This is a genomic window from Amycolatopsis ultiminotia, assembly GCF_039536925.1.
Classification (GTDB): Bacteria; Actinomycetota; Actinomycetes; order Mycobacteriales; family Pseudonocardiaceae; genus Amycolatopsis; species Amycolatopsis ultiminotia.
On record NZ_BAAAZN010000007.1, the window covers coordinates 200,701 to 216,319 of the forward strand.

The following is a 15,619-nucleotide window of genomic DNA, read 5'->3' on the forward strand; positions in this document are numbered from 1 at the left end:
GGGATTCTCCTCGCAGCAGCGTGGGTTCAGGCGTCGAGCAGTTCGGCCAGCAGGCCGCGGACCCGGCGGTCGATCTCGTCGCGGATCGGGCGCACCGCGTCCACGCCCTTGCCCGCCGGGTCGTCCAGCGCCCAGTCGAGGTAGCGCTTGCCCGGGAACACCGGGCAGCTGTCGCCGCAGCCCATCGTGATCACCACGTCCGAGGTCTCGACGTCCTCGGCGGAGAGCTTCGTCGGGATCTCCGCGGTGATGTCCAGGCCCCATTCGGCCAGCGCCTGCGCGGCGGCCGGGTTCACCTTCTCCGCCGGTTCCGACCCGGCCGAGCGGGCTGCGACCCGCCCCAGGCCGTGGTGCGCCAGCAGCGCCGCGGCCATCTGGGAACGGCCGGCGTTGTGCACGCACACGAACAGCACTTCCGGAACTCGCGGCACAGGAATTCCTTTCTCCACAAGGGAAACAGCGGGCACGAGGGTCACGCGGTCAGCTCGCCGCGCACGCGGGCGTCGAGGTCGTAGCGGATGCGCCGCACCGCCGCCAGCGGCTGCCCGTCTGGCACCCCCCAACCCCTTGGATCGATTTCTCTCAATGCAAGTGAACTCGATTGGATCGAACTTTGTCAATCCAGCGAGTATGGTCGAATACGGCACACCGAACGACGGGAGGACGAATGGCTGCCGAACACCGGCACACTCCGACCCCCGTCACGCTGCTGCTGGCCGAACCGGCCGCGGTCGTCGCCGATGCCGACGCCGAGCGGGCCGCGCCGTTGTTCAAGGCGCTGGGCGACCCGCTGCGCATCCGGCTCGTCTCCCTGATCCGCCACTCGCCCGGCGGCGAAGCCTGCTTCTGCGACCTCGCCGAAGAGTTCGCGATGCCCCAGCCCACGCTCAGCCACCATCTGCGCGTCCTGGTCTCCGCGGGGCTGCTCACCCGCGAACGCCGCGGCACCTGGAGCTGGTACCGGCTCGTCCCCGAACCCCTGGAGGGCCTCCGGACGCTGCTGGACACGGGTGGCCCGCTCGTCGACCGGATCGCCACCGTCGAGGACGCAAGCCGCTCCGGCCGCTGCTGACCGGTCTGCCGTTCGGGCCGCTGGCTTTGCCGCAGAGCCGATCTGTCAGTGCGGGATCGCGGCTCCGGCGATCGCGAGCAGCGATCCTGCGGCTGCGCCGAGGAGCAGTGTGGTGACGACTCCGCGTTTGAGCGCCAGCAACAGGATCGCGGCGCCGGCCAGGACGGCGTACTGCCAGAGCTGGGTCAGGCTGAGAGCCAGCGGGACAGCCGATCCGAGAATCGCCCCGACCGCGGCGGGGCCTGCGCCGTCCAGGAACGCCCGCACGTGCTGGTTGCCGCGCAGCCGGTCGAAGTGGCGGGCGCCGAACAGGATGAAGGCGAAGGAAGGGCAGAACGCGACGACCGCGGCGAGGATGCCGCCGGGCAGTCCCGCTGCGGCGTAGCCGAGCACCGCGACGGTGTGCACGACAGGGCCGGGGGTGATCTGGCCGAGCGCGACCGCGTTGAGGAACTGGCCGCCCGTCATCCAGTGGTAGTTGTTGACCGCGTCGTTCTGCATGAGCGGGATGATCACGAAGCCGCCGCCATAGGACAGTGCCCCGACCTTCAGCGCCACCCACGCGACCGACAGGAACACCCCAGCCCCGGCGACGCCCGCCGCCGCGGCGGCCAGCGGTTTGGCTGGCACGGCGAGCAACGCCGGCCCCGAGCCGCCACGTCGAGCGCGGTACACGGTGAGTTCGATGGCGCCGCAACCGAGCAAGACAAGGACGAGCCACGGCCCCAGCGTCGCAGCCGCCGCGCCGCCCGCAAGGACGTAGAGACTCCAGCGGACCCTGCTCGTCTTCGCCGCGCGACGCCAGCCGGCCGGGAGCAGGCCTGCTCCGGCGTGCACGGCGACCGCCGCCACTGCGGCACCGGCTCCGGCGCCCGCGCCGCGGACCCAGGCCGGCTGGGAGCCGCTGAGGAACAAGCCGGCCAGCGCGAGGATGACGGCGAGGCCGGGCACGATGAACGCGGCGCCGCCGACCAGCGCGCCCACGCGGCCGCGCACCCGCCAGGCAATGAAGATCGCGAGCTGGGTGGACGCCGGGCCGGGCAGCAGGTTGCAGGCCGCGATCGCGTCCTCGAACTCCTGCTCCGACAACCACTTCCGCCGCTGCACGCACAATGCGCGGAGCAGGGCGATGTGCGTCGGTGGCCCGCCGAACCCGATGCACCCGATCCGGCCCCATTCTTTCAGGACCGTGCCGAGGCTCGGCACGACGTCGGCAGCGGCCGGTTCGGACGTGGACCCGGGGTGGTCGGACATCGGCTCCTGCTCGGGGTTCGGCGTCATCAGACGGCGGGCTGGAACGCTTCGACCGGATTGCCTGCCGCGTCCTCGAACACGGGCTGGCGGCCTCCGGGGCCGGTGACGATGTCCCGGCGGAACTCAACACCGGCCTTACGCACATTCAGCTGAATCGTGAAGCCGAGTTTTGCGGTGCGGAAGCCGACGAACGGTTCGACGTCGCCGACCAGATACCGCACGCTCACCAGCTCCGTGGTCATGCTCGGCTCGCTTCTTCGGGAATGGTTGCCATCAGGAATCCGATCCGGGTGTCGAGTTCCGCGGCAACACGGCGAAAGGCCGGGTAGCCGTCCGCGTCCCGCGCCGGGTCGGGAATGCTCCAGTGGATCGTCCGGGGACGGCCGGGAAACTCCGGGCAGACCTCGCGAACCCGGTCGCACAGGCTGATCACCCAGTGGAAACGCCGCTGCCGGAACGCGTCCAGGTGCGTCGGCTCGTGGGCGAGCGAGATGCCGTACTCGGCCATCGCCCGCACCGCCTCCGGGCGCAGCGGCTTGGGATGGCTGCCCGCGCTGACCGCCTCTGCCCCCGTGCGGTGGCGCAGCAGCGCCGCAGCCATCGGCGACCGTCCGCTGTTGCCAGTGCAGAGGAACAGCACGCGCGGCTTAACCGGTTTCCGGTCGGTGCGCGGTCCGCCGAGGCTGGGGTGCAGCGCACTCCCCGCCTCAGTCAACGCATCAGCACAGCGCCGCAGATCGAGGTGGTAGTAGGTGTCGCGCCCGTCGAAACTGCTTCGCCGCGCGGTGACCAGCTCCGCCGCACGCAGCTTCCCCAGGTGGTAGGACACCAGGTTCTGCGGCTGGCCGACCACCTCGACCAGCTCCCGGACCCTGCGGTCGCTCTGCGCCAGTTCGCGCATCAGCCGCCAGCGCAGCGGGTCGCCGGCCAGCCGCACGAAGGGCGGCGGTTCGGACGGTTCAGCAGTCGGCACGCGACGGACAATACATCAACCTAGTTTGATGCATCTAGACCCCCGGAGGGGAGCGTTGCCTCCGGGTCCCCCCTCGCCGGAATTAGTTCAGGCCTTCGTGAATGACCTGCGTTCATAGACGAGCACGACGACAGTGGCCTCGGATGTCCCATCCTGCCCCGGTTTCGGCTCGCGCGGGCAGCGTCCGGAAGTTGCCCGGCACGGCAATCGCGGGAGAACCCCGGCGTGAACGGCTATCCGGTCAAGAGCGAGCCGAAGGACAAGCGGGCGATCTCGACTGCGTCCCGCTGGCCGAGAATCGAGCCCCGAAGTTCCGGATGCTGCAACAGGTAGCGGCGGGCGTGGTCATGGTCGATGTGGAAGGTGATCGACGGGCACAGGCACTCGGCCGCGATTCCGGCCCGGACGGCCTGCGCGAGCAGCACGACCGTGGCAGCCGGTTCCCACAGCCATCCCCGATCACGCCGCCGCACGCAGATAGCCTGTCCCGTCGAGGGGTCGGTGCTGGTGACCACCGCGTCCTGGTCGGTCATGAGTGCAATGCCCAGGGCGTCGATGGCGCACATGGCATCTGTCGCCGGCGAATCCGGCAGCTGCACGACGTGCCCGGTCGGCTCGCCGGAGAACGGGTACGCCACCCGGACCCGCCCGTCCTGTCCACAATGGACCAAGTCGAGTTCGCCGAGGCGGCGCAACGCTTCCGGCAGGCTCGCCCCGACCGCGTCGCCGATCGACTGAAGCTCCGCCGGGCCTGGTGCCCGACCGGTGGTCAGGAACGCGCGAAGCACCTCGCGGTGCAGATCACGAACGGTGCCGGGGAGCGCAGCCGCGCGCGCCGCGGTGCCGTCTCGCGCCGCGTCGCGCAGCGAGTCCAGGGTGAGCGGTCTGCTGCGCCCGGTGCGGATCGCGGCGAGCGCGGTGAGCACCCGGTCCCGGCTCGGCAGATCAAGCCGGCAGGCATCTCCGCTGACGCGGTCGCCTGCTGCCGGGCTCATGACGTCGACGCCGTCGATCAGGACGGTCGGCGACCGGTAGCGGCCGACGCGCTCGATCAGGCGCGTGGACAGGCCGAGTTCGGCCAGGCAGTCCACGAGTATCTGGCGGGTCGCGGCGACGTTCGGGCAACCGGGCGCGGACAGCAGTTCGACGCGCACTCCCGAAGCGCCGTCGCGAGGATCGACCGGGGATCGCCCCGTCGAGTCGGTCGTGATCACAATGTTTCTCCCGGTGGGGCGTCGAGGGCTATCGCGTGCAGGATCGGGCACTCCCGTTGTTCGCGGGGCTTGTCGCAGGTGCCGGCGAGACGGCCCAGTGCGTCGCGCATGGCCTGCAGTTCGACGATGCGGCGCTCCAGATCGGCGACCCGGGCCCCTGCCATCGACCGGACCGAGTCACAGCTGTCGGGGCCGCCGTCGGCCAGGTGCAGCAACTCCGCGATTTCGTCGAGAGTGAAACCGAGTCGCTGGGCGCGTTTGATGAACCGCACCGTCCGAACCGCGGCGGAGGTGTACGCGCGATATCCCGACACGGTGCGATCCGGCTCAGGCAACAGGCCGCGACGCTCGTAGTAGCGCAGCGTCTCGGTGTTCACCCCGGCCTGCGCGGCCAACTGACTCGTTCGCACCTCACCAGCATGAACCCTGTACCCCGGTACAGGGTCAAGGCGAGCGATGCCGATATCGTTACGGCAGGTGCCGGTCGAGTCGGCGCAGCATGGCGCCCAGCCTGCCGCGCCTGTGCCAGCCCTTCCGGATCACCGCTTCCCGAACGACGTTGATCCCGCCGCGCAGTCGTGCGCCCGGCGACGGATGGCGCTCGTCGTGACGCCGAACCGCGCGCCGCTGCAGCCACCGCGCGCAGCGCAGGCCCGCCAAGTGCACCGCCGGAATGATCTGGCCGACGGCGCATCGGTCCTATCGCCCTGCCATCCGACCGGCCTGGTAGCACCGGCCCGTAGGTTCCTACGGTGGCGAGCGAGGACGGGGGATCCAGGATGGTGCTGGGGCAGGCCGGGCAGGCCGTCGGCATGTTCGCGGTGACCAACGTCGACGACCTCGTGATTCTGGCCCTGTTCTTCGGTCAGGCCGGCGACGATCGCCGGGCCGCCGTGCACGTGGTGGCCGGGCAGTACCTGGGGTTCGCCGCGATCCTGGCCACCTCGATCGTCGGGGCGCTCGGCGCGGGCCTGCTTCCGGACAAGGCGGTCCCCTACCTCGGGCTGATGCCGCTGCTGCTCGGCCTCCGGGCGGCATGGCAGGCATGGCGCGAGCGCCACGCTGACGACGAGCTGGCCAAGACTGGAAACGGCCCGGCGGTACTGGCCGTCGCGGCTGTCACTTTCGCCAACGGCGGCGACAACATCGGCGTGTACGTGCCGGTCTTCGCCACCGCCTGAACCGGCGGACTGGTTGTGTTCGCCGCGGTCTTCCTCGCTCTTGTTGCGGTCTGGTGCGTGGTCGGCCGGTTTTTCGCCGCCCGGCCGGTGGTCGCCCGCGCGCTGGCGCGCTGGGGCCACGTCGTGCTCCCGGTCGTACTGGTCGGGATCGGCCTCCTGATCCTCATCGAAGGCGGCGCGTTCGGGCTCTGACCCGCATCTGGCCCGACCACCGCAGTGCCGAGAACTTGTGCGGCGAGCTGATCCCCGCGGCGAAGCCGCCCGCGCCGATCCGAGCCGCCTGCGTCTCGACCGCGCCGCCGATGCGGATGCGCCACCCGTCACGATTGCCCGAACATATCTACACACGTTAGATTGAGCATATGAGCGACGACCGCTGCGAGCTGTTGTGCATCGACTTCGACCACGCCGAGTCCCTGCGAGCCGCCCTGCCCGCGGCGGAGCAGGTCACCGTGCGTGCCGAGCGGCTGCGCGCGCTGGGTGATCCGACCCGGTTCCGGATCGCGCACGCCCTGCATGTCGGCGATGAGCTGTGCGTGTGCGACCTGGCCTGGATTGTCGGCGCCGCTCAGGGCTTGGTGTCGCATCATCTCCGGCAACTGCGCTCGGCGGGGCTGGTCGACTCACGCCGGGACGGGAAGCTGGTCATGTACCGGCTCAACCAGACCGGACACCTCTTGCTCGGCGCCGCTGTCGGCGTCCCGGTGACCGGAGAGCTGGCATGAGTGACGCTTGCTGCGGGCCAGATGAGCACGGCCACGACGACACGCACGACGACGGCGGCACTCCGCAGCGGCTCTGGCAGGTGCGCGAACTCCAGTTGGCCGCCGTCGCGGGAATCCTGCTGGGCGCGGGTTTCCTCGCCCAACTCGTCGGCTGGCACATCGTCAGTGTCGTGCTGCACCTCCTGGCAGCGGCGATCGGGGGCTGGACGTTCGTGCCCGGCACTCTGCGTGCCCTGGGGAAGCGGCGGATCGGGGTCGGCACCCTGATGACCATCGCCCTGGCCGGCGCGCTGGTCCTCGGCCAGTTCGCCGAAGCCGCCGCACTGGCATTCCTGTTCTCCATCAGCGAAGCCCTCGAAGACTATTCACTCGCCCGTACCCGCCGCGGCCTGCGCGCCCTGCTGGCCCTGGTGCCCACCCAGATCACCGTGCTGCACGGCGGCGTCCAGACCACGATCACACCGGATGAATTGCGTGTCGGCGATCGAATGGTGGTGCGCGCCGGGGAACGCGTCGCCAGCGACGGCATCGTCCGCGAAGGCCGGTCCTCAATGGACACCTCGGCAATCACCGGCGAGTCGATGCCCGTCGAGACCGGACCGGGCGACGTGGTGTTCGCCGGGTCCATCAATGCCAACGGCGTGCTCATGATCGAGACCACCGCCACGGTCGAGGACAACTCGCTGGCCAAGGTCGTGCGCATCGTCGAGGACGCACAACAGCGCAAGGGCGCCCGCCAGCGTCTCGCCGACCGCATCGCCCGCCCGCTGGTGCCTGCGATCATGGTCCTCGCCGCGCTCATCGCCGGACTCGGCGCACTGCTGGGCGATCCGGCGACCTGGATCGAACGGGCGCTGGTTGTGCTGGTCGCCGCGGCGCCGTGCGCGCTGGCGATCTCAGTGCCGGTCACCGTGATCTCCGCGGTCGGCGCCGCCAGCCGCCTCGGCGTGCTGGTCAAGGGCGGCGCCGCCCTGGAAACCCTCGGCGCGGTCCGCGCAGTCGCGCTCGACAAGACCGGCACCCTGACCCGCAACCGACCGGTCGTCACCGACATCGTGGCCGCCGACGGTACCGGCACCGACCAGGTACTCGCGGTGGCCGCCGCGCTCGAAGCCCGCAGCGAACACCCGCTCGCCGCCGCGATCCTCGCCGCCGCACCAGAACCGGGTGCGGCACACGATGTGTCGACTGTGCCCGGTGCCGGTCTGGAGGGCACGGTCGAGGGCCGTCCCGCGCGGCTGGGGAAACCCGGCTGGATCCAGCCGGAGGCGTTACCGGACGAGGTGAGTCGCCTGCAGGACGCGGGCTCGACCGTCGCCGTCGTCGAACACGGTGGCACCGTGCTGGGACTCATCGCCATCCGCGACGAACTGCGCCCCGAAGCGGTCGAGACGGTCACCGCGCTGCGCGCGGCGGGGGTGTCGGTCACCATGCTCACCGGCGACAACATCCGCACCGCCACCGCGCTGGCCGCGCAGGCCGGCATCACCGACGTGCACGCCGAACTGCATCCCGCCGACAAAGCCGCGCTCATCGAACAGCTCCGCACACGGCACCGGGGTGCGGTCGCGATGATCGGCGACGGCGTCAACGACGCTCCAGCGCTGGCCACCGCCGACGTCGGCATCACCATGGGCGCCATGGGCACCGATGTCGCCATCGACACCGCCGACGTCGCCCTGATGGGCACCGACCTCCGTCACCTGCCCCAAGCCCTGGCCCACGCCCGCCGCGCCCGGCTGATCATGCTGCAGAACATCGGACTGTCCGCGGCGATCGTGCTCACTCTCGTGCCGCTCGCCGCGCTGGGCGTCCTCGGCCTGGCCACTGTCGTGCTCATCCACGAACTCGCCGAAGTCTTCGTCATCGGCAACGGCGTCCGCGCCGGACGTCTGCGTCCTCTCGCCGGTGCGGCGAAACCCAAATCGCTTTCCCCGCAACAGATTCCGCTTGCCACAGCGACAGAGAACAGCGACGGGTGTGCTTGCTGCGCTCCTGCCACGAACGCTGCCACGAGCACTACGGCAACGTCGTTGCCGCTGACGATCCGCCGGCCATGACGGCAGCCCGTTTTCACCGTCCTCACGTTTCAGCTCGACGGCGTACTCGAATCGACGACCGTTACAGAGAAACCGCATACGCAGCTTGATCGCTGCGCGACAGCGGTGATGAGCTAGCCGACCCGCCGATCACTGCCGGCGAGCTCACGCAGCAAAGCCCACCGCAGTTCGTCACCCGGAAGCTGATCCGCGGTGCCGCCGCCGAACGCTGCGCTGACCGCGCCGCGGCGCGGCAGCCAGGTGATCCGAGTCGACGGCTGCTGCTCTGCCCACCCAGCGACGGCTACCAATGCGAGGCTGAACTGTCTCGATGCTGTTGTCCGGGCGATCACCCGCCGCTGGGTACGACCGTGCCGTCGAGGGCCTGGGCCAAGTCTGCGATGAGATCGTCGGCGTCTTCGAGGCCGACGGACAGGCGGACCATGCTGTCGGCGATGCCGCGGCGGGCGCGTTCGGCCGGATCGAGGCCGTGGTGGGTGGTGGTGATGGGCTGGGTGACCAGGCTTTCCGCGCCGCCGAGGCTGGCCGCGATGCTGAACACGCGCAGCCGGTCGACCACGGCCGCGGTGGCTGCGGCGTCGCCATCGACGAGGAAGCTGAGCATCCCGCCGTGGCCGCGCATCTGCGCTTTGACGACGGCGGCCTGGTCTCCGGCGGCCAGGCTGGGGTGATTGACCTTGGCCACGCGGGAGTGGTCGGCCAGGAACTCGGCGACGGCGGTGGCGGCGGTGTTCTGGGCGCGGACCCGGACGACCAGGGTGCGGATGCTGCGGGCGAGCAGGGACGCGATCTCGGGGGCGATGACCTGGCCGAGGTTCTTGCGCCAGCCGGCGATCGGGGCGAGGAGCTCGGCGGGGCCGGCGACAGCTCCGGCGGTCAGGTCGCTGTGCCCGCCGAGGTACTTGGTGGCGGAGTGGATGACCAGGTCGGCGCCGTGGTGCAGCGGGTTCTGGTTGACCGGGGTGGCGAAGGTGTTGTCCACCACGACCAGCGCACCGACCTGGTGCGCGTGGGTGGTGATCGCGGCGATGTCGAAGACGTCGAGGCCGGGGTTGGACGGGGTTTCGAAGAACACGATCCGGGTGCGGTCGGTGAGCACGTCCGGGAGCCGGTCGACTTCGCCGGCGGTGAGGAAGGTGGTTTCGATCCCGAGGCGGGGCAGGTTCTCGCCGAGCAGTTCGAAGGTGCCGCCGTAGACGTCGCCCAGGCACACGATGTGTTCACCGGTTTTGATGTGCGACAGGAAAGTCGCGGCTTCGGCCGCCATGCCGGACCCGAACGCCAGTGCGGTCTCGGCGTCTTCGAGGTCGGCAAGTTTGCGTTCCAGGGCGCGGATGGTGGGGTTGAGGCCGTAGCGGGTGTAGAGGTTGCCCTCGGTGCGGCCCTCGACAACGTCGAGCAGGTCCGCGGTGGAGTTGAAGGCGAAGGTGGAGTGCCCGTAGAGCGGTGGGTGGATGGCGCCTTGTGGATCGCGGACGTCGCCGGCGTGCACACACCGGGTGGACAAGCCGGGCCGCGGCTGCGCGGGCGTGGTGGTCACCTTCGGCTCAGTCATCAATCCCTGCTTCCTGTTGCGGTCGTGATCAAGTCGGTGGCGCGGTCGACGTCGGCGGGGGTGCTCCAGCGGCCGAGAGAGAGCCGCAGTGCGGACATACTCCGGTCGGTATCCAGGCCCATCGCGGTCAGTACCGGCGAGGGCTGGTGGTTGCCGGCGTGGCAGGCCGAGCCGGTCGACGCGGCGATGCCCGGCATCGCGGCGAGCAGGCTGTGCCCGGTCACGCCGCGGATGCTGATGTTGAGCGTGTTCGGCAGCCGCGCCGCCGCGGGTCCGTTGAGCAGCACCCGACCAGGCAGGCGCTTGGTGAGCTGGTCGTGCAGGCGGTCCCGCAGGTCTTGGACGCGGCGGTGTCCGCCTGCCGCGAGATCGGCGGACGCAAGCTTGGCTGCGGTGCCCAGTGCGACGGCGAAGGCGACGTTCTCGGTCCCGGCGCGCAGGCCGTGTTCCTGCCCGCCGCCGTACACCAGAGGTTCCAGCGTCAGGCCGGGGCGCACGTAGAGGGCGGCGATGCCTTTGGGTGCGTACATCTTGTGCCCGACCACGGTGAGCAGGTCCACGTCGAGATCGGTCACGTCGAGCGGGATCTTCCCGACGGCCTGGGCGGCATCGCAGTGGAACACCGCGCCGTGCTCATGGGTGACGCGGGCGAGTTCGGCGATCGGTTGCAGGGCACCGGTTTCGTTGTTGGCGGCCATGATCGACACCAGCACGGTGCGGTCGGTGAACGCGGCGGCCAGGGCGGCAGGGTCGACCACGCCGTCGGCGTCGACGGGCAGGTAGGTCACCTCGACGCCGTGGTGGCGCCGCAACGCTTGGCACGCTTGCAGGACGGCGGGGTGCTCGATGGTCTGGGTGATCACGTGCGGCCGGTCGGTTTCGGCGGCCAGGACCACGCCGCGCAGGGCGAGGTTGTCGGCCTCGGAGCCGGATCCGGTGAACACGATCCGCCCGTCCCGTGCGCCGACCAGGGCGGCGACCTGGCCGCGGGCATGCTCCAGCGCCGCGCCGGGCGCGACGCCGTAGTGGTGGTCGCTGGAGGGATTGCCGAACCCGCCGGTCAGGTACGGCAGCATCGCCTCGACGACGGCCGGGTCGATCGGGGTGGTGGCGTTGTAGTCAAGGTAGATCGGACCCTCGGCGAGTCCACTGGGGACGGTCACGATGCGCCTTTCTCCCGCGCCGGGGCGGTGGTGCTGCGGTTGGCTGGTGGATGTGTTTCGTACATGCAGATCGCCACGATCAGCCCGGAGGCGGCGGTGATCGCGGCGACCACCCACACCGCCGCGCGCAGGCCCCAGAGGTCCGCCACGATGCCGGCGAGCAGAGCGCCGACGGCGAAGCCACCGTCACGCCAGAGCCGGTAGACCCCGACCGCGCGGGCGCGCCACGCCGGGTGGGCAACGTCGCCGATCGTGGCGAGCAACGTCGGATAGACCAGCGCGGTCCCGACGCCCAGCACCACCGCCGCCACCGCCCACACCGCGAACACGTCGGCGACCGCGATGAGGGCAAGGGCTACGGCTTGGACGAGCATGCCAGCGGTGATCAGGTGTTTGCGGCCCCAACGGTCCGACAGCGGCCCCGTGACCAGCTGCCCGAGCCCCCACACCGCGGGGTAGAGCGCGGCGAGGATCCCGATCCGGGCCACCGACAGCCCGGCGGTCGCGAACAGGATGGGGAACAGGCCCCAGGCGAGGCCGTCGTTGAGGTTGTTCACCATGCCGGCCTGGCTGGCCGCGGACAAGGCGGGTTCGCGCAGGCTGGTGTGCGCGAAGACCTGGTTGTCGGTCAGGCCAGCGTGGAGGTGATCGTGGCGCCCGTCGGCGCGGGCGGTGTGCTGGGCGGCTTCGAGCCGGGCGTGCTCGCGGGTCTCGCGGACGGCGAACGTGGCCAGGCCGAGGGCGAGGGCAGCGTAGGCCAGGCCGAGCAGGAACGGCGCCGGCCGCAGTCCGTAGCGGGCGGCGAGGTAGCCGGTGGCCAGCGCGGTCACCGCGACCGCGATGTACCCGGCGGCCTCGTTCAGGCCCATCGCCAGGCCGCGGCGGGCCGGTCCGGCGAGGTCGATCTTCATGATCACGGTGGTGGACCAGGTCAGGCCCTGGTTGACCCCGAGCAGGACGTTGGCGGCCACGACCCAGCCCCACGACGGCGCCCAGATCAACATCAGCGGCACCGGGAGCGCGATCAGCCACCCCGCCAGCAGCACCGGCTTGCGGCCGTAGCGGTCGGAAAAGGCGCCGGCGACGTAGTTGGTCGCGGCCTTGGTGATGCCGAAGGCGAGCACGTAGGTGAGCAGGAAGGTGTAGCCGGTCAGGTGGAAGGTTTGTTCGGCCAGCAGCGGAAGCACGGTGCGTTCCTGGCCGAGTTCGCCGCCGACCAAGGCGTTGACCGCGACCAGCAGGCTGAACTGGGCCAGGTTGGCGCGAATCCCCAACCGAAGCCCGCCAGCGACGCTCACGTTCCGGTCTCCAGCCGGCGACCGGTGGCCGCCGCCCAGTCGTCGGGGCCGCCGGTCAGCACGGCGAGGTCGCGGTGGCCGGCTTGTTCGAGCAGGCTGACCGCGCCCATCGCGCGCTCGCCGTGTCCGCACATCACCACCAGCGGCCCGTGCGGCACCTCGGTCGCCCGGCGGGACACGTCGCCGAGTTCGAGATGCAGTGCGCCGGGCAGGTGTCCGGCAGCGAACTCCGGGCTCTGCCGGATGTCCAGCACCGGCGAACCGACGTCGCCGGGTCCGACAAGCCGGGTCGTAGTCGTCGGTTGCTCGTCAGCGACCCACGCGGCCAGGCCGCCGGTGAGCTCCCCCGCGAGGTTGGTGTAGCCGATCTTGGTGGCCTGCCAGGCGATCTCCGCCGGATCCTGATCGGGGTTGCGCAGCATGACCAGCGGCCGGTCGGGCGGGACGAGCCACCCGAGCCAGGACGCGAACACCGGCCGCAGCGGGATGGACAACGCGCCCGGCACGTGCGCGGCGGCGAAGTCCGCCACCGGTCGCACGTCCACCAGCAGCGCGCCATCGGCGAGCAGCGATCGCGTCTGGGCGACGTCCAGGCCGGTCAGCGCCGGAGGCTGGTCGAACACGCCGGGTCCGCGGCGGTTGATCTCGCCCAGGCGCAGGAAGTACGGCGGGAAGCTGCCCAGCGACCCGAGCAGCGCGGTGACGAAGGAGTCCTCGTCGGCGGCACTCAGCAGCGGGTTGGTGGTCTTCTCCTGGCCGATCGTGCTGGTGGGTTCCGCGCCCGGCGGGGCGGAACAGAACGAACCCGCGCCGTGGGTGGGCCACACCGCCACATTGTCCGGCAGCGCGGCCAGTCGCCGCAGCGACGCGTACTGGGCGCGGGCCAGCGCCTCGGTCTGCTCGGGCGAGACGAGGTCTGTCCTGGCAGCCGCGCCCACCAGCAGCGAGCCACCGGTGAACACGCCGACCGGCTTGTCGCCGTCCAGCAGCAGGAACGACAGGTGCTCATGGGTATGACCCGGCGTGCCCAATGCGCGCAGCCGCAGCCCGCCGAGGTCGACCTCGTCACCGTCGCGCAGACCGTTGTGCGCGAACTCGCGGTGGCCAGCCGCCGAGGCCAGCACTTGCGTGCCCTCGGTGGCCGACAGCTGGCGGGCGCCGGAAAGGAAGTCGGCGTGCAGGTGGGTGTCAGCGGCGAACGCCACCGTCAGCCCGCGGCGCCGGACTGCGGTGGAGGTCGCACGCAAGTCGAGACTGACGTCGACCACCATCGCGCGGCCATCGCCGAGATCCAGCAGGTAGGCGGAGTTGCCCAGTCCTTCGTCGACGAACGGAACGATCTCGACCGTGCTCACCCGGCACCTCCCTGGCTTCGCGGGCGGGACGGGTTGCCCGCACGGGTTCCGTTCTACATTATTCCAAGGATGATTGGAGAACGATGGGTGAGCGAGGCGCGAAGACCGCGTTGTTCGAGCAGTTCGCCCGCGTCGGCAAGGCGCTGAGCAGCGGCAAGCGACTCGAGCTGCTGGATCTGCTGGCACAGGGCGAGCGGACGGTCGATTCACTGGCGCGGGCCGCGGAACTGGGGTTGAGCACCGCCTCAGCGCACCTGCAGACCCTCAAGCAGACCGGACTGGTGGCGACCCGCCGCGAAGGAACCAAGATCCACTACCGGCTCTCCGGTGGCGATGTCGCTTCCCTCTACGCCTTGGTGCGCAGCGTGGCCAGCGAGCATCTCTCCGACGTGGAGCCCGCCCGCGCGGCCTACTTGGGACCGGACATCGACGAAGTGACCCGTGAGGAGCTGCTGCACCGCGTCCGTACCGGCCAGGCCACCGTGATCGACGTCCGGCCCGCCGAGGAATACACCGCAGGGCACATTCCCGGCGCAGTCTCCGTTCCGTTCGAGGAACTCGCCGCGCGATTGGCCGAGCTCCCCTCCGATCAGGAGATAGTCGCCTACTGCCGCGGAGCCTACTGCGTGCTCGCCCACGACGCGGTCCGGCTGCTGACCGCCCGCGGCCGGCCGGCCCGGCGGCTCGCCTACGGCATGCTCGAATGGCGACTGGCCGACCTGCCCGTCGCCACCTGACGGCAACCCCCGCGGATCAGCCGCGGGAGCAGACTCGCCAGCGCTTCCTCCTGACGGCCGAACATCGCGAGGTGCCCCTCGCCCCGGCAGCGGTGCAGGGTCGCGCCCGGGATCTGTGCCGCGAGGTGTTCGGCGTGGTGGAACGGGACCAGCGAATCGCGGTCGCCGTGCCACAGCGACACCGGGACGGTGATCGCGGCCAGGTCGAATCCCCACGGTCGCACGAATGCCAGGTCGTCCGCGAGCACCCCGACCCAGCCTTGCCGGGCCGCCTCGGCCAAGCCTGGTGCCAGCGCTTCGCCGAGCCCGTCGATCTCGCCGAATGCCCGCACCTCCTCCGCAGGCAAGTCCGCCGCCAGGCTCCCGTCGGAGAGAAGGTTCTCCAACCGCTCCGGCTCCTGTGCCGCACACGAGAATTCGCGCGCGTTCGGCGCGTGCATGCCCTCCAACGCGCCCGGCCGGTCGAGGGGTCCGATGCCGCACGTGAGTGCCGCCGCGGTCACTCGGTCCGGATAGGACCATGCCGTCGCGAGCGCGAAGGGCGCACCGCCGGACATCCCCGTCACGGCGAACGCGTCGACACCGAGAGCATCCGCCAGCTGCTCGGCATCGCCGGCGACGTCGAGCAGCGTCCGGTCCGGCCGCGGGTCGGAGCGGCCGTAGCCGGGACGGTCGAAGGTGATCAGCCGGACGCCGAGTCCGGCCGTCGCCTCTTCGCCGGGGAACTGTTCCCACCGCGACCCGGGCGTGCCGTGGAACCGGAGCACCGGGAATCCGTCGCGGTCGCCCCGCTCCTCGAACGCGACCCGCCTGCCGTCTTCCAGCTCCACGGTTCGCGCGGGGAAGCTGTCGTGCGTCGATGCCATGGCCGAACCATACGAACGATCTCGCTCGCTTGCTTCCACCCCGAGGTTGATCCCGGGTCGACTGCCCGGCAGACTCGTCGATAGCTTTACCCCGTACCCGTATCGGAGCGTCGAGCTGCCGGTCCCGATCCGGCCCTCTAAGCTCCGTAGTAGACCGACGTGGACC

The 15,619-nt window shown here is 70.7% G+C and carries 15 protein-coding genes and 1 pseudogene; 5 read left to right on the plus strand and 11 right to left on the minus strand.

The genetic code is table 11. The annotated features are described in order from the left end of the window. Positions 1-26: 26 nt before the first annotated feature. Positions 27-431, minus strand: a complete 405-nt coding sequence (locus ABD793_RS18205; protein WP_344861386.1) for an arsenate reductase ArsC — start codon at positions 429-431, stop codon at positions 27-29. Positions 432-667: 236 nt separating this feature from the next. Here ABD793_RS18205 and ABD793_RS18210 point away from each other — a divergent pair, with 236 nt between their 5' ends. Continuing rightward, positions 668-1,072, plus strand: a complete 405-nt coding sequence (locus ABD793_RS18210; RefSeq protein WP_344861388.1) for an ArsR/SmtB family transcription factor — start codon at positions 668-670, stop codon at positions 1,070-1,072. A gap of 45 nt (positions 1,073-1,117) precedes the next feature. Here the strand turns inward: ABD793_RS18210 and chrA are convergent, their stop codons facing one another. The 5 genes from chrA to ABD793_RS18235 form a co-directional block, all read right to left on the minus strand. Further along, a complete protein-coding gene (chrA, locus tag ABD793_RS18215) occupies positions 1,118-2,326 on the minus strand; it encodes a chromate efflux transporter (RefSeq protein ID WP_344861390.1) in 1,209 nt (402 codons plus the stop codon). A gap of 26 nt (positions 2,327-2,352) precedes the next feature. Beyond that, positions 2,353-2,568 carry a hypothetical protein gene (locus ABD793_RS18220; RefSeq protein ID WP_344861391.1) on the minus strand — a complete coding sequence of 72 codons (216 nt, stop codon included), beginning with the start codon at positions 2,566-2,568 and terminating at the stop codon, positions 2,353-2,355. Continuing rightward, on the minus strand, positions 2,565-3,299 hold the full coding sequence (locus ABD793_RS18225) for an arsenate reductase/protein-tyrosine-phosphatase family protein (protein WP_344861393.1): 735 nt from the start codon (positions 3,297-3,299) through the stop codon (positions 2,565-2,567). Before ABD793_RS18225 ends, ABD793_RS18220 begins: the two co-directional genes overlap by 4 nt. A gap of 233 nt (positions 3,300-3,532) precedes the next feature. Continuing rightward, on the minus strand, positions 3,533-4,513 hold the full coding sequence (merB, locus tag ABD793_RS18230) for an organomercurial lyase (protein WP_344861395.1): 981 nt from the start codon (positions 4,511-4,513) through the stop codon (positions 3,533-3,535). Next, positions 4,510-4,908, minus strand: coding sequence for a MerR family transcriptional regulator (locus ABD793_RS18235; RefSeq protein WP_344861397.1), 399 nt, complete (start codon positions 4,906-4,908; stop codon positions 4,510-4,512). Before ABD793_RS18235 ends, merB begins: the two co-directional genes overlap by 4 nt. Before the next feature lie 384 nt (positions 4,909-5,292). Here ABD793_RS18235 and ABD793_RS18240 point away from each other — a divergent pair. The 3 genes and pseudogenes from ABD793_RS18240 to ABD793_RS18250 all read left to right on the plus strand — a co-directional run bounded on the left by ABD793_RS18240 (position 5,293) and on the right by ABD793_RS18250 (position 8,479). Beyond that, positions 5,293-5,886, plus strand: a pseudogene (locus ABD793_RS18240) (cadmium resistance transporter). Between the two features lie 170 nt (positions 5,887-6,056). After that, a complete protein-coding gene (locus tag ABD793_RS18245; protein ID WP_344861399.1) occupies positions 6,057-6,419 on the plus strand; it encodes an ArsR/SmtB family transcription factor in 363 nt (120 codons plus the stop codon). Continuing rightward, positions 6,416-8,479, plus strand: coding sequence for a heavy metal translocating P-type ATPase (locus tag ABD793_RS18250; RefSeq protein WP_344861401.1), 2,064 nt, complete (start codon positions 6,416-6,418; stop codon positions 8,477-8,479). Before ABD793_RS18245 ends, ABD793_RS18250 begins: the two co-directional genes overlap by 4 nt. A 328-nt stretch (positions 8,480-8,807) precedes the next feature. Here ABD793_RS18250 and ABD793_RS18255 read toward each other — a convergent pair whose 3' ends face one another. From ABD793_RS18255 to ABD793_RS18270, 4 genes are read right to left on the minus strand one after another with little or no spacing between them, the layout of a single operon-like run. Continuing rightward, complete coding sequence (locus ABD793_RS18255) at positions 8,808-10,034, minus strand: trans-sulfuration enzyme family protein (protein ID WP_344861403.1); 1,227 nt, start codon at positions 10,032-10,034, stop codon at positions 8,808-8,810. Continuing rightward, complete coding sequence (locus tag ABD793_RS18260) at positions 10,034-11,197, minus strand: cysteine desulfurase family protein (protein WP_344861405.1); 1,164 nt, start codon at positions 11,195-11,197, stop codon at positions 10,034-10,036. Before ABD793_RS18260 ends, ABD793_RS18255 begins: the two co-directional genes overlap by 1 nt. After that, complete coding sequence (locus ABD793_RS18265) at positions 11,194-12,495, minus strand: MFS transporter (RefSeq protein WP_344861407.1); 1,302 nt, start codon at positions 12,493-12,495, stop codon at positions 11,194-11,196. The genes ABD793_RS18260 and ABD793_RS18265 overlap by 4 nt, the downstream gene beginning before the upstream one ends. Further along, entirely contained in the window at positions 12,492-13,850 is a 1,359-nt protein-coding gene (locus ABD793_RS18270) for an MBL fold metallo-hydrolase (RefSeq protein WP_344861409.1), read from the minus strand. The genes ABD793_RS18265 and ABD793_RS18270 overlap by 4 nt, the downstream gene beginning before the upstream one ends. 83 nt (positions 13,851-13,933) lie before the next feature. On the opposite strand from ABD793_RS18270, the gene ABD793_RS18275 reads away from it, so the two are divergent. Beyond that, a complete protein-coding gene (locus ABD793_RS18275) occupies positions 13,934-14,587 on the plus strand; it encodes an ArsR/SmtB family transcription factor (RefSeq protein ID WP_344861411.1) in 654 nt (217 codons plus the stop codon). Here the strand turns inward: ABD793_RS18275 and ABD793_RS18280 are convergent. Beyond that, the gene (locus ABD793_RS18280) at positions 14,539-15,453 is read right to left on the minus strand and encodes an alpha/beta fold hydrolase (RefSeq protein WP_344861413.1); all 915 of its coding nucleotides are present in this window, start codon (positions 15,451-15,453) and stop codon (positions 14,539-14,541) included. The genes ABD793_RS18275 and ABD793_RS18280 overlap by 49 nt on opposite strands. Positions 15,454-15,619: the final 166 nt, after the last annotated feature.

Excerpts from the sequence above, each read along its gene's own strand:
- ABD793_RS18210 (WP_344861388.1), top strand. The coding sequence starts at position 668 with ATGGCTGCCGAACACCGGCACACTCCGACCCCCGTCACGCTGCTGCTG.
- chrA (WP_344861390.1), bottom strand. The coding sequence starts at position 2,326 with ATGTCCGACCACCCCGGGTCCACGTCCGAACCGGCCGCTGCCGACGTC.
- ABD793_RS18220 (WP_344861391.1), bottom strand. The coding sequence starts at position 2,568 with ATGACCACGGAGCTGGTGAGCGTGCGGTATCTGGTCGGCGACGTCGAA.
- ABD793_RS18245 (WP_344861399.1), top strand. The coding sequence starts at position 6,057 with ATGAGCGACGACCGCTGCGAGCTGTTGTGCATCGACTTCGACCACGCC.
- ABD793_RS18250 (WP_344861401.1), top strand. The coding sequence starts at position 6,416 with ATGAGTGACGCTTGCTGCGGGCCAGATGAGCACGGCCACGACGACACG.
- ABD793_RS18255 (WP_344861403.1), bottom strand. The coding sequence starts at position 10,034 with ATGACTGAGCCGAAGGTGACCACCACGCCCGCGCAGCCGCGGCCCGGC.
- ABD793_RS18275 (WP_344861411.1), top strand. The coding sequence starts at position 13,934 with ATGGGTGAGCGAGGCGCGAAGACCGCGTTGTTCGAGCAGTTCGCCCGC.
- ABD793_RS18280 (WP_344861413.1), bottom strand. The coding sequence starts at position 15,453 with ATGGCATCGACGCACGACAGCTTCCCCGCGCGAACCGTGGAGCTGGAA.